The following is a 12,535-nucleotide window of genomic DNA, read 5'->3' as shown; positions in this document are numbered from 1 at the left end:
GTTTTTATAGTGATCCTAAATTCGTTTTTCCTAGTATAATTTTATCTGACAATCGTTCGTTTTCATCACTGCAGTCAAATAGACGTCCTGTTGGGTAAACATTGTCCAGACTGGTTAGTGATTTAATAAAACTGATTAATTGCGGTTCTGGCTGTTCTTGATTCAAATCGGTTTTGGCGAATAAATAGTCTTTGTAGTTTTTTTCAAATTGAACGAGCTGGTTTTCTGCGGGGTCTTTCACATCTTTTTCCCGATATCCAATCCAACATACTTTTGCTAGAACATGAGCTGGCAATTCTTCCTTGATTATTTTTTCTATATAATTTCTAAAATCGGTATTGGCAAATCGCAATGTATATCCTGGCAACACTACGCTCACGCGGTAGGAGTAAGGATCTATTGGTTCGCAATCGCCACACTCTTCGGCGCAGATAGGCATGAAAGTATCTGGATTTACTGTCGTCTGGTTTACATCTGGACGAAGCATCATGTGTTCTACCAAAAACATTCCTTCTTCGGTAAAATCTTCTTTCATGAATTGAATCAAATCCAGAATCGATTTTTCTAAATCTGCTAGATTATTATAGTATTCAAATCTTCGGGCAATAATGCGGTCTGGATTTTTCTTGTCATCAATTGCTGGATTTATGATGTCATAAGAGTATTTTCCAGCGTCTGACTGCTGAATCAAAATATTATCGATAATAGTTAAGTCTTTTACTGTACCGTTTTTAAAAGCCTCTTTTATTTTATATTCTCGAGTCTGAATAATCTGTAATACAGCAAAATAAAGCTCTTTATTTGCAGCAGAAGTGTCAAAGTATTCTGCTGTTGAAGAAAGTACAATTTCATTATTCTTGTCCACAATACGCCATCTATAAACCGATTGATTGTCTGTATCAATAAAATTGTACATCTGGACAAACGAATTGGAAAGATTTCTGCGGCTGTAATCTTTAATACCAATAAGTCTCGAAATCCTTTTTTCTGCTCCCGAAACATTATTCGTATTCCATAAATTGGCAATAGTCTGTTTGTAATAATCAAAAGCATTACCACGCTCTTTGCTTACGACTTTATAATCTTTCAAAAAGTTTTCTTTGTCTCGCAATACGACCTGATCTGTAGTATTGCCGTAAATGGTTTTATTGACAAAAACATATTCTGAAAAGTTTTCGGCGAAACGAGACAAGAGATGGTCTAAAATTTTATTTCTGCGTTCAATATTATTGTCCTGCTGATCAAAAAGAAGTTCTGTGATGCTATCATCAGTGTAATTTTCATATCCATCTACAATGTCATTTGCTCCTTCAATATCTTTAACGACTTGAGTAAAAAGCGTACGAGTTAAATTACCACTTACCGAAAGCAATTCGCTTACTTGTCCTAATTGTTTAAAATAACTTCCTAATATCTGATCAAAAAATAAAAGATATCCTTTTAACTGTTTTGCTTTAGCTTTACGTTCAACAGACGCTCGGGTTGGAAGGCCTACTTCGCCAATTCCATAAGTTTCAGGAAAATCATTTTGTATAGTAGTATAAAAATCGGTGTTAAGGTATTCGCCATTTGGTATTTCTAATTCTTTATTCTGGCTGGCATTGGTTGTAGCTTTGTCTTTTACGGCTTTTATGGCCTCTAAATAAAATTTTACCTGTGTCTGATTGATGTTTAGAGGCAGTAATCCTTTGTTGTAATTGAAAACACTTTTGACACAAATAACTGGTTTTTGGTAAGGTTTAAGACAGATAAGCCATTTGTTTTCCAAGTCATCACCGCCGCAATTTCCCAAAGAAATATCTTTAATCAGTACAACATCTGGCACAGACATAATGATTCTCATAATGTCTGAAAGACGCACTTCGTTTCGCAAATCGGCTATAAGCAATTCTTTTGTGTCAATAAAACCGTTCTTTAAAGAAGGGCCATCAAAAATTTCCAGAGTCGAATACCCTTTGTCAATCATTTGTTTTAGTGAATAAAAATTGACTGTTGTAGATAAGTAGCTTTCAAGGGCATTAAGAACATTGGCATGAACCAATTCTTCATCGGCTTCCGTATTTACTTCAATATCTGCGCATATTTTTATCGGGTAGTCTACTACTTTTTTGATATCGACAAGATCTTCGCAGAGATTTCTGTTTGCATGATACTGCTTTCTTATTTGTTCTTTAACAGCTTCTATATCTGAGGGTTTTGAACTTTCAAAATCTACATACAAATCATACAAACCATTTAGCTCAAAAGATTTTCTTAAGTTATCGGGTAGATTTTCATAATCCTTAAAGTCATAAGAAAGCTGATTTTTTTTGCAGTCTACATAAACTGTTTTCTCATGTTTTGCTAGCCAGCAGTTTCGAACTCCTTCTATGTCTATAAATAGTTTTCGGTAATCATTTTGTGTGACTGGACTTGATGACAATACTTCTGAGGCTTTAAAAAACTGTTTTGGAATGTCTTTATTAATGTCATCAGATGCTAATATATTTTCTATAGGAAGATTAAGTCTCATACCAAGATCTGAAATGGCATAGGAAATCATTTCTAGTATGGTTATACCTGGATCATGCTCATTAAAATCTGTCCAAAATTTACTGCCAAAAGATTCGATATACTCGATTCCTTTTTTTCTTAAATAAAAGAAATCTAAATCGTCCTCTGATGCTGATTTTTTAGGAATGGTGATATGTGGGTTTAGTAGCGACATTTTTCAGGTTCTTGTGGGGTTATTTCTTTGCAAGTGTCTATTTTGGTACTGATAATATGGTTTTTAACAGAGACTAAAATGTTTTTTGGACTTGATGGTGACAATGTTGTTTGAAAGTCTAAAAGAGGTATATTGACATCATTGTTTTCTGTATCTTTTAATGTTTCAGTATGTTCTTTATCTGTTTTCTTATTGATATAGATTGCCATTTCTAGCGTAGATAGAAAATCTACGTAATATAAATTTTCGATATATTCGATAACAATACTTCGTTGCAATTCCACTCCGAATATGATTTGCTTTGAGGTGTCAAATGCCCAAGGTGATAAAAATTTTATAAGATCTTCGTTGAGCTGTTTTTTATAAAAATTCTCATCGTATTCTGGATAAAACTTTACATTAAGTTTTATTATAACTTTTTCATAATCAGGATTGATCACTTTTGCAGATACTAGCATGGAGTTTTTAGAATTAATAAAACTCTCAATGCTGTTTAATGTTGCTGTACTCACTCTTGGCTCATATATATCAAATACATTTTTATCAACGATATCCGGAATTACAACTAGCGTTACTTTTCCTGGAGATAAAAACGAGGTTTCTGTACCCGAAATAAAAGTATGGTTAAGGCATTTTACTCTAAAAACATTTGGAAATTCCTGTAAAATAAGATGCTCATAATCCCAAAGCGTTATAGCTCTGTTTTTGTGGCGCAAGCGTTCGCTTACACGCAAATAATAGGAGGGATCAGATTCTAACGGTTTTCCATCAAACGAATTAAAAGGCTGTTCAACGCTTTTAATTTGCGGAACTCTAGTAATTAATTTCGATATTGTTTTCGCAGGTAATGTGCTGTCTAAATGAGCTAAATTATTGTTGTTATCAAAAAACTGGGCGGTAACAACTCGAGTTTTTACATCGATAACTTTACAAACGGCATCATAAGCTTTGTGCATTTTTGCTTTTATCCAAATAGTATTGGCTGGAAACAGCGTATTGTCATTTGTCGTCTGTTTTGGAATGCCAAATTTTATGATACCAGATTTTAAGAAGTTATCGATACCATTTGCTAAAATATCCTTATCCAGATTTTTCCAATAATTATCGCATAAGATGTACCATTCCACCTTTTGTATTCCTGTAAAAGTATCAACACTGGTGTTTTCGCTTCCTTCTAATATTTGAAATAATAACGAAATTTGCTGTGATATTTCGGCATCTTGAAGACCTAGATAAAATTCGCCTCCGTTGCAATAATCCGGAACCAAACAATTGGTAATTGAAGTGGAAGGATCTAAAATTTCTTTACTTATAGCCTGCTGTTTTAAATAAGAATGCTCTTCCTGCTGACCAAAAGGAGCTTCATGAAACAATTTTATTCGGTTAGATTCGTAGGTTGAAGCATCAAGCTCAGTAGTTTCTTCAGCAGAATAATTGAGACTTATGCTTTCTACGACAGGCGTGTAAGGCTCATTTGGAATGGGCGTTGATGCGTCTTTCGCCACATTCATTATCGCCAAAGTATATATTTTTGGAAATAACGAATGCAAAAAGGATTGATTTAAGGTCAATCGAATTGGACCGTTTTTGCCAAGCTCATAAGTGCCTTTAACATTGACATTAGTTTCAAATACTTTGTCATTATCTGGATCATCAAATAAATTGACAGCGTTATTTTGTTCATCCCAAACTTCTTTGTTTAAAACAGATAATGTTGCTTTAAAATAGTCCTTTGTAACAATAGCATTCTTTTTATTTAAAACTCTTAAATTTTTAGTTTCTGAAACAGCCTTTATTTCTGGAACGACTTTTTCATCTTCAGGCTGATTGGCCTTCATTTTGGCTTCACGGCTAATATCGTGGAATATTGCGTTGTCAAAAATATTTTGGCTTATGGTCTCGAGGAAACTTTTTTTATAAGCGGCATAATGAGTTACAAATGATGAGGGAGTATTTTTCCATTTTATGTTAATAGCTGCATCTGTCCAATTTTTAGAAAAAATTTCAGGATAATTTATGATAAATGCACTGTTCTTTTCGGGTTGAGTTGTAAAAGGATAGAAGGGTTTTGTGGCATTAAGCAAGCCAGTATCACTTTCTAATATTAAAGATTTTACATCCGTAACCTCAACTTTTGCTTTAATACTTTTTATTGATTTTGTAACTAGACTTCTAAAAAGAGCATGTCCTTTTTTATCTTGCGTATTAATTAAGAATCGAATTACAGGCAGTTCAGTAGAGAAAAATTCGCCTAAAACTGTCTGATCGTAATTGACAATCGCTGGATTATCTTTTGGTATCTGAAAAACCAATCTTAATTGATTGCTGTCAATGTTTGAAGATTGATTCACATTTTTAAAAGTAATCGCTGTACTAAGTTTAATATTTCCGATCCATCCTTTTTTTCCACTATATAGTATGCTGATATTTTTCAAAAGATCATCTACGTTAAGCGGATGATGAAAAGTTAAAGCCTCATCAAAAGTAATAGTGATGTCAATGCTTCTATCGCCTTCTTTAAGATTAAATAATTCCGAAGCTATTGCAAAACCTAATTTAGCATCTTCTAGTTTTGGGTATTTTTCTTCATTGGAAGTATATCCAAATGGAAACCAATACGGCGCATCTTCTTTTAGAGGTTCGCCTTTTCCATCTAGAGAATTGGCAATTTCGCTGCATTTAATTTCACCTAAATCAACGTCATTATATACACTTTTTAAATACGCTATATTCGCTTTATTGGCAATAAATTCTTCTGTGGTTTTGTAAATTATTTTTTTTCCATCTGGATCTTTTCCTGCGTCAAGTTCTGTATTTGCGTCGATTTTTTCTTCGGCTATTTTTTTGGCTAATTCAAAAATGATATTGACTTTATCTGCTTTTGCAGGCAGTTTTTCGATTTGCAGGATGTCTTTATAGAAAAAATCTAAATGCTTTTTGGTAATAAGATTAAGCTTGTTTTGGGATAATTCCAACAACTTCAGGAAACACACAAACAAGGTTAGGTGAGGAGTAAGGTCTTGATTGATATTGGCGATTGATAATGTTCTGGCGATGTCTTCTTTTGAAGTGACATATTCTTTGTCTGTTCTTTTTGGAATATTATCTTTTGTAAAGCCAAAATAGTTGAAAAACTCCTGCCAGTCGCCTTCTGGTTTTTTATCGTTATTCGTGTCGAAAAAGTTGACCTCTTTGGCAAAATTATAAGCAAATAACAGCCAGTCTTCAATAGTAAAATCATGAAGTTTTAGGTTGCTAGGCTCTAATGCGTCACTAAAGCGTTCTTCCTGATTAACTCCATTTCTTTTAAAAATAACATTGTCTATTTGGCTGCCGTTGGTGCTCATAGCTTATAAACTTTTAAACATTAGTGCCTTCTTCTTTGTAAAAAGGATAAACAAGATTGCTTCTTGAGTTTGTACTTCTTATTCTGTAATCGATAATGACCAATAATTCCCCTTCTAATTCATTACCTTGTGTTATGTCAATTTTTTCAATATCAATTCGCGGTTCGTAATATAAAATCGCTGTTTTGATGAGTTCTGAAACATACGTTTTGCGTGTTCTGTCTAATGATTCAAAAAGCAGTTCATCCATATTACAACCATATCTGGGCAACATAATGCGCTCGCCGATTTTGGTAGAAAGCAATATTTCCAGACTGCTTTTAATATCTGCCTCGTCAGACGTCATTACGACCGCTTTGCTGTTCTTTTTGAACTCTGGCGGAAAACTCCATCCAGTACCTAAAAAAGCTTCTTTATTTTCCATAATTAACCTATTAAAACCGTTGGGCATCCTAATATAATTGTTCCGCCATGTGCCGTTGAATCTCCCATTCTTGCGGCTGGTTTTCCTCCAATTAGCACTGTGGCTGATCCCGCAATAATACTGTCTGGTGGCCCTGTACAAACAATCATGTCTCCTAAACAAGCGGCAGGCTGGCCGCCTATTAATACCGTAGGCGATCCTGGCGGTAATATTGGTCCGCCAACATGAGGTACAGTTCCTGTTACCATAGGGCAAACATGCATATCGTTAATTCTTGCTGCTGGTGCTCCCATAATTGCTTATTTTTATAGTTAATTTTTTAATTTAAGTATTGAAGGATAGAAAGCGGAATATGAGTTAGTTTATCTGTACAATGCTACCTTTTACAATCGCCACTGCTGCCGATGACATTTCTGCTCCAGCATTTCCTTCGGCTTTAAATTGGGCAGTTGCTTTTAGATTTACATTCATTCCTTCAATCTTTACATCGCCTGTAGCTTTTATCGAAATATCGCCCGCACTTTCCATTTTTATTCCTGCGCTGTCAATTGTAATCACGTTCGAATTTTCGTCTTCAACAACGATAGAGCCTTTGTCTTCGTCGAGTGTTATTTTTTTTCCCGCCGGAGTTTCAATGGCTATTGATTTTTTTTCGTCATCAAAGAGCATTTTCATTTCGCTTCTTGTAAAAATTCCTTTTTGATGGTTGTCGTCAGATGCTTTTAGTGGAGCGGGTTTTGCGCTGCTGTGGAGCATTCCTAAAACAATGGCATCATTTGGATCTTCGTTGATGAAGCCAATAATGACTTCGTCTTCAATTTCTGGCCTGAAAAATGTGCCTCTATTGTCACCTGCGTCTAAAGCTGCGACTCTGCACCAAATTCCCTGTTCCTCGTTATTGATGATTGGGATTTTTACCAAAATTCGGTCTTCGCCGTCGGGATCGTCCTGAAGTTGCGTTACAATACCAATATGCAGTCCTTTTATGGATGGAATTATTCCTGAAGCGGATGGCGTATTGACATCATAAGTTTCAGAAAACCATTCTGGATTTAATCCAAACTGCACATTTACAGTCCAGTTACCATTTGCTATTTCATGGAAAACTCCAGTAACATATGCTTTGCCATTAAAGCGGTCTCCAACGCCTTCAAGCGTAATAATGGTATTGGGTTTTACAGCGGGAATACCTTGAAATTTAACTCTTCCGCGAACTTTTGACAGCTGTTGAAATAGTAATTTTGCATCGGCCCAATCTTGCAATTCGGTATCGGTAACATGACCGCCGTGACGCAATTCTAAATTTTCCAGTTTTACGATATCGGATAAATCCGAAGCAGCTAAATTTCCGTTTAGACTTACACTAGGATCTTTAGCTTCAATTTCTAATAATTCCTGATTGGATGCATTCCAGCTATAGGATGAAACTTTGGCAAACTGATTTCTTGCATCAATCTCAGCATCAAAATCTAGCATAGTGGCACCAAAAGCAACCGTTTCAACTGATTCTGAAGTTAAATCTGGCTTTTTAACCGAGATTTTTCCATTTTCAACAAAACATAATTTTCCATTAGCCTGAGCACGAGAAACAATAAAATCCCAATCAGATGTATTATATTGCACTAACTCTTTGTGGCTATAATTTGTGCTTTCTACATCTTTTTGCAATCCGTAAGTGCCAATAATGTCTTCAAAAGCATCACTGTCTTTTACGTCATAAAAGTATTTGCTTTTTCTCCCGATAGTCATTTTTACGGCTTCGTCTTTGCATTCTACAATCAACAGGGACGATTTGTCTTTTATTTTTATGGAATGTTTTACGACGATTCCTTTGTAAATAGTCTCTTCGTCACTGTGATAACCCGCTTTGATTTCTATTTTTTTGCCCGGAATGAGCAAATCTTCATTGCTTAATTTAAAATCTCTTGAAGCAGCATCTCCATCAGTCAAAACAATCTGTGCCATAGGTATTCTGTTTACTTCATTATGAACTACAATGCTCATTACTTGGTAAACACCAGACAGCTCAGTTCCCTCAATGAGCAATTTATGCGTTACTAAATCGGCACTTTTACTGGTTTGTATGACGTCGCTATTGTTCATCTATTGTTGTTTTTGCAGTGGAGGGAAAAATATTTTCTGGCCAATTTTTAATTTTCTGAAATTGATAAGCTTGTTGGCTTTTGCCACTTCGAGATAATATTTTGAGTCGCCGTAGATTCTAAACGACATTAAAGGAAGCGTATCGCCCGCTTTTACAATTCTGGTATGCGTTAAATCAGGAGATTGATTGTTTTGCTGTTTTGCTCTCAATTCATCTTCAACAACACCTTTAAATTTTCCTTTTGCTATGGCTCTAATAGGCGTTCCATCTGGCCTGAAAAGTTTGTACTCAATGGTCATTTCGGTTAGAGAGCCTTTGAACAACAGACTTCCCCAAGCAATTTTCAAATAATTTGGCTTATGTTCTGTGCCATTATATTCTAGAATTACTTTTCTAAAATGTTCAATGTCTTCAATAACACCATTTTCGGTACTTTCTTTGCCTGCAATAACACCTGTTCGATCAAAAACAAAATCCAACTCTAATTCCTCTGGAGCAATTGCAGTAAACCTTGGTGCAGGACTGCTCGTTCCTGCGGCCTGAGTTGTGTCTTGCTCAATCTTGTAATGAAAAGTATATTTCTCTGGATTCATCAAAGTAACGAACTCTTCAATACCCGAAACAGGATTGTTGAATTGTGGATCGCTATAAGCAATGATCTTCAGTTTTTTTAATTCACCATTTGTCATATCAGCGTTCTTTTTTTCGTTCAATAATCTTCATTACTTGCTCGACACATTCAGCTACAGTATCTTTTTCATTATTAGATGAAGAAGAAGAAGCTGGTTTTGCACCCGAATTTGAGCTTTCGTTCACGTTTATTTTAATGTGAAGCTCTTTGATTTCAATTGGCATGATAAAATTATTTTTTATGAAGCGTGAAATAATTATAAGCAAGCTCAAAGCTTTCAACAACGATTTTGCTTTCTAAGGCACTAAAATCTTCAACGGCCCATTTTACAGGATAGGCATGTATAACTTTCCAGTGCATTAAAGGTTCGCGATCTTGATTCAAGAGTTTTACAGTTAAATCAACGGGCTTAAATTCAAAATTTTCTAATGCTTTTCGGCACCATTCAATTACGTCAGAATCAATCAATATTCCCCTTTTTAAAACCAAGTTTGGATATTTGGTTTTAACGGGTAGTTTGTGTTTGAATCTGTTTTCTCCACCCTCAACAATTTCTTCCGTTTCAAGATCTACAGAAAGTCCTGATACGGATTGAAATTGATGGTCTTTTTCTTTTGTGCCCAGTTTATTAAATTCAACCAGAAAATGAAAGCCTACGGGTGGATAGTAGTTAGACATGACTAGTCATTTTGAATAGATAAACCTTCATGAACCAATTCGATTGACTCGATAGCTACTTCGTTTCCATCAGCTTTTAAATCAGTTGACTGCACTTTTGTAGGCCACGCATTTTTCACTTTCCAAGTAATCACGGGCTCGTGCTCCTCATTAAGTAATTTGATGGTAATATCCCTTCTTTCGATGGTGTTTAGTTTTACTGTGTTCCACCAAGCGTAGTATTCATTATCGCTTTTAAAAGTGCCTCTTTTCATCGTAATGTTAGAGAACTTTTGCATGCCAGGCATTTTGATTTTGCTGTATTCCGGACTAGCGCCCTGACGGTATTCAATAACTTCGGTTTCTACATCTAATCCGGAAACTTCTGTAAAACCTATTTTTGTTCCTCCCCAGTCAACTGAGAAATGAAACTTTGGTAACGGATAACTCATGATCTATATTTTTTAATGATGATTTAATTAAGATTCCTGCATTTTGTGAGAGAAACGTAGGATGATAAACTCAGCTGGACGAACTACCGCCATACCGATTTCGATTATCATTTTACCGTCTAAAATATCCATAGCAGACATGGTTTGTCCCAATCCGATTCTTACGTAGAATGCTTGTTCTGGTTTGGCTCCAGCCAAAGCTCCCGCTCTCCATTGAAGAATTAAGAAATTCTCAATCATGGCTCTTACTCTTATCCAAGTATTGGCATCGTTAGGTTCAAAAACAAACTGTTCGGTTGCTTTTTTAATAGATTCTTCGGCCATATTAAAGAAGCGGCGAACTGGCACATAACGCCATTCGCTATCATTACCAGCTAAGGTTCTTGATCCCCAAACCAAAGTACCTTTGCCGGTAAATGTTCTGATAGCGTTTATGGATTTACCTGCAACCGTATCAATATTTAATCCGTCTTGTATATTATTAGTGATTTTTACTGTAGGAGCAATGACATAGTTTAAACTAACATTGGCTGGTGCTTTCCATACGCCACGGTCAGCGTCTACTCTTGCATAAATTCCTGCTATGGCAGAACTTGGTGGCAGCGTTATTGAAAGATTAGAGATTTCAGAAAGTATTTTATTGTAAGTAACGTTATCAAGCTCTGTAATATCTGCTAAATAGCGACCATTCATAGCGCCATTATTTGTATCTTTTGGTTTTGCATCTGTTACAGTGGCGATAATTGCATCGATAGTAGATATAATAGAAGCAAAAGGGTCAACATCAAAGACGATAGCAGCTGGCAAGCCAAGTATAGAAGTTGGTGCTGTGAAATGCAAAATTTTTGGAATTTCAGAAAGCACAGTAGTAACACCATCTGCTCCTTTAATGTTAGCGGTTATTTTTACTTTGGTATTTGCGGTTTTTGCTTTTCCTAATAAATCAACCAAATTGGTTTTAGCGGTTTCAATTTTATCGGATAATTCAAAAGGATCAGTGAGATTTTTTAAAGCTGCTGTAATAGCGTCTCTAGTTGCTTGATCTTCTTCATCAGAAGCTATTGCTGCTAATGCTGCTTTTTTAATTTTTTCTTTTTCACCTATAAGATTGGTTAGATCTTTAGTCAAAGTTTCTAATAAGGGTATAAACTGATTGTTTTTTGTCACCGTAAAAGTTCCTGCGGCAGCTGCTGCGGCTTCGGCTTCAGCTTCTGTTGCTCCTCCTGTAATGGCTGCTTCTTTTGCTGCAGTTGCGGCTGCGTTACTAAAGCCGTCGGTTGATTCAATAAACTTCAAAACTTCGGCTATACTTCCTGTTAGATTATCATTTGTTCCTGGAACTGTTTTTAATTTGCTAATTAGTGGTCCAATTGCAGCTTTTGAACTTGCTAAATTGCTCAATACAGTCGACATGGCATCAGGTGTAGGTGAAGTAAAATGTTTAATTAAAATTTCACTTGCATTGTATCTGTAATCTAGAATAGTCTCTAAATGCGGATAATAAGCAGCTCCATATTTTAAAGTATCTTTCTCCGAACTAATAACTCCTCTCAAATCATCAATGTTTGTATCTGTTGGGCTGGAAGCATCATAGCTAAGTGTGTCAATAAGTGTAAATCGATCCTGCAGGTTTTTACATTGGTTCAAGGCATCATTATACAAACCGTAAAAGTCAGTTGCATTAATACCAGTCACTTGAGTAGCATCTGGAAAAAGGATAAGTGTAGGTTCATCAACTTTTTCTAATTCTAGCAAACCTTTTTTTAATTGAGCGCTATCATTTATAGCGGTTACTTTTGTATCAGCATCATCTAAATCATCTCCATAACGTCCAACGGATATAATGTAACATGGTCCACCGCCATTTGCAAAGAACAATTGCATTGAATAATACATTAAAAAAGGCTGTCTGCTAGACGGTTGGTTTACAATAAGAGATCTTGTTGTCGCACCATTATCAACTACATCATTAATGGTAACACTAATTGTAGTTTCTGGTTTTGCAAAGCCAAAAAAGCGTTCATATTCTAAAAGAGATGTTATTCTTGTTGGTTTTAATTTCAAATCTCCATTAATCTTATTAGTGGCTTTTTCAGTATAGCCAATAAAACACGGAATCGCTGTCTCTACCTGGGCAACAGAAGGAGGGAACTTTACGATTTCCTCAACATATACTCCAGGCGTTTTGTAAGTTGTTGCCATAATTGAATTGT

General features: G+C 35.5%; 10 protein-coding genes. All 10 read right to left on the bottom strand.

All coding sequences use genetic code 11. The features are described from left to right. Nucleotides 1–4: 4 nt before the first annotated feature. The 10 genes from OD917_RS09205 to OD917_RS09160 all read right to left on the bottom strand — a co-directional run bounded on the left by OD917_RS09205 (nucleotide 5) and on the right by OD917_RS09160 (nucleotide 12,524). Nucleotides 5–2,707 (bottom strand): hypothetical protein, encoded by a 2,703-nt coding sequence (locus OD917_RS09205; protein WP_263523245.1) that lies wholly within the window; start codon nucleotides 2,705–2,707, stop codon nucleotides 5–7. Then, the gene (locus OD917_RS09200; protein ID WP_263523244.1) at nucleotides 2,695–6,054 is read right to left on the bottom strand and encodes a baseplate J/gp47 family protein; all 3,360 of its coding nucleotides are present in this window, start codon (nucleotides 6,052–6,054) and stop codon (nucleotides 2,695–2,697) included. The genes OD917_RS09205 and OD917_RS09200 overlap by 13 nt, the downstream gene beginning before the upstream one ends. Nucleotides 6,055–6,067: 13 nt before the next feature. Then, entirely contained in the window at nucleotides 6,068–6,478 is a 411-nt protein-coding gene (locus OD917_RS09195) for a GPW/gp25 family protein (protein ID WP_263523243.1), read from the bottom strand. Between the two features lie 2 nt (nucleotides 6,479–6,480). Further along, nucleotides 6,481–6,771, bottom strand: coding sequence for a PAAR domain-containing protein (locus OD917_RS09190; protein WP_111290781.1), 291 nt, complete (start codon nucleotides 6,769–6,771; stop codon nucleotides 6,481–6,483). 64 nt (nucleotides 6,772–6,835) lie between these two features. Continuing rightward, nucleotides 6,836–8,581 (bottom strand): type VI secretion system tip protein VgrG, encoded by a 1,746-nt coding sequence (gene vgrG, locus OD917_RS09185; RefSeq protein ID WP_263523242.1) that lies wholly within the window; start codon nucleotides 8,579–8,581, stop codon nucleotides 6,836–6,838. Beyond that, nucleotides 8,582–9,271, bottom strand: a complete 690-nt coding sequence (locus OD917_RS09180) for a CIS tube protein (protein ID WP_263523241.1) — start codon at nucleotides 9,269–9,271, stop codon at nucleotides 8,582–8,584. A 1-nt stretch (nucleotide 9,272) separates the two neighbouring features. Then, on the bottom strand, nucleotides 9,273–9,437 hold the full coding sequence (locus OD917_RS09175) for a DUF5908 family protein (RefSeq protein WP_263523240.1): 165 nt from the start codon (nucleotides 9,435–9,437) through the stop codon (nucleotides 9,273–9,275). 7 nt (nucleotides 9,438–9,444) lie between these two features. Continuing rightward, nucleotides 9,445–9,891 (bottom strand): phage tail protein, encoded by a 447-nt coding sequence (locus tag OD917_RS09170; protein WP_263523239.1) that lies wholly within the window; start codon nucleotides 9,889–9,891, stop codon nucleotides 9,445–9,447. A 2-nt stretch (nucleotides 9,892–9,893) separates the two neighbouring features. Beyond that, complete coding sequence (locus tag OD917_RS09165) at nucleotides 9,894–10,322, bottom strand: phage tail protein (protein WP_111290789.1); 429 nt, start codon at nucleotides 10,320–10,322, stop codon at nucleotides 9,894–9,896. Nucleotides 10,323–10,349: 27 nt separating this feature from the next. Further along, complete coding sequence (locus tag OD917_RS09160; protein WP_263523238.1) at nucleotides 10,350–12,524, bottom strand: phage tail sheath C-terminal domain-containing protein; 2,175 nt, start codon at nucleotides 12,522–12,524, stop codon at nucleotides 10,350–10,352. Between the last annotated feature and the right edge of the window lie 11 nt (nucleotides 12,525–12,535).

This window comes from Flavobacterium sp. SH_e, assembly GCF_025717045.1.
In the GTDB taxonomy this organism is placed as follows: domain Bacteria; phylum Bacteroidota; class Bacteroidia; order Flavobacteriales; family Flavobacteriaceae; genus Flavobacterium.
Note: the sequence above shows the minus strand (reverse complement) of the source record. Positions and strands in the feature narration are given on the sequence as shown.

Bases quoted from the DNA above. Each gene is read 5' to 3' on its own strand.
- OD917_RS09205 (WP_263523245.1), bottom strand. From the start codon at position 2,707: ATGTCGCTACTAAACCCACATATCACCATTCCTAAAAAATCAGCATCA.
- OD917_RS09170 (WP_263523239.1), bottom strand. From the start codon at position 9,891: ATGTCTAACTACTATCCACCCGTAGGCTTTCATTTTCTGGTTGAATTT.
- OD917_RS09160 (WP_263523238.1), bottom strand. From the start codon at position 12,524: ATGGCAACAACTTACAAAACGCCTGGAGTATATGTTGAGGAAATCGTA.
- OD917_RS09175 (WP_263523240.1), bottom strand. From the start codon at position 9,437: ATGCCAATTGAAATCAAAGAGCTTCACATTAAAATAAACGTGAACGAA.
- OD917_RS09165 (WP_111290789.1), bottom strand. From the start codon at position 10,322: ATGAGTTATCCGTTACCAAAGTTTCATTTCTCAGTTGACTGGGGAGGA.
- OD917_RS09180 (WP_263523241.1), bottom strand. From the start codon at position 9,271: ATGACAAATGGTGAATTAAAAAAACTGAAGATCATTGCTTATAGCGAT.
- OD917_RS09200 (WP_263523244.1), bottom strand. From the start codon at position 6,054: ATGAGCACCAACGGCAGCCAAATAGACAATGTTATTTTTAAAAGAAAT.
- OD917_RS09190 (WP_111290781.1), bottom strand. From the start codon at position 6,771: ATGGGAGCACCAGCAGCAAGAATTAACGATATGCATGTTTGCCCTATG.
- vgrG (WP_263523242.1), bottom strand. From the start codon at position 8,581: ATGAACAATAGCGACGTCATACAAACCAGTAAAAGTGCCGATTTAGTA.
- OD917_RS09195 (WP_263523243.1), bottom strand. From the start codon at position 6,478: ATGGAAAATAAAGAAGCTTTTTTAGGTACTGGATGGAGTTTTCCGCCA.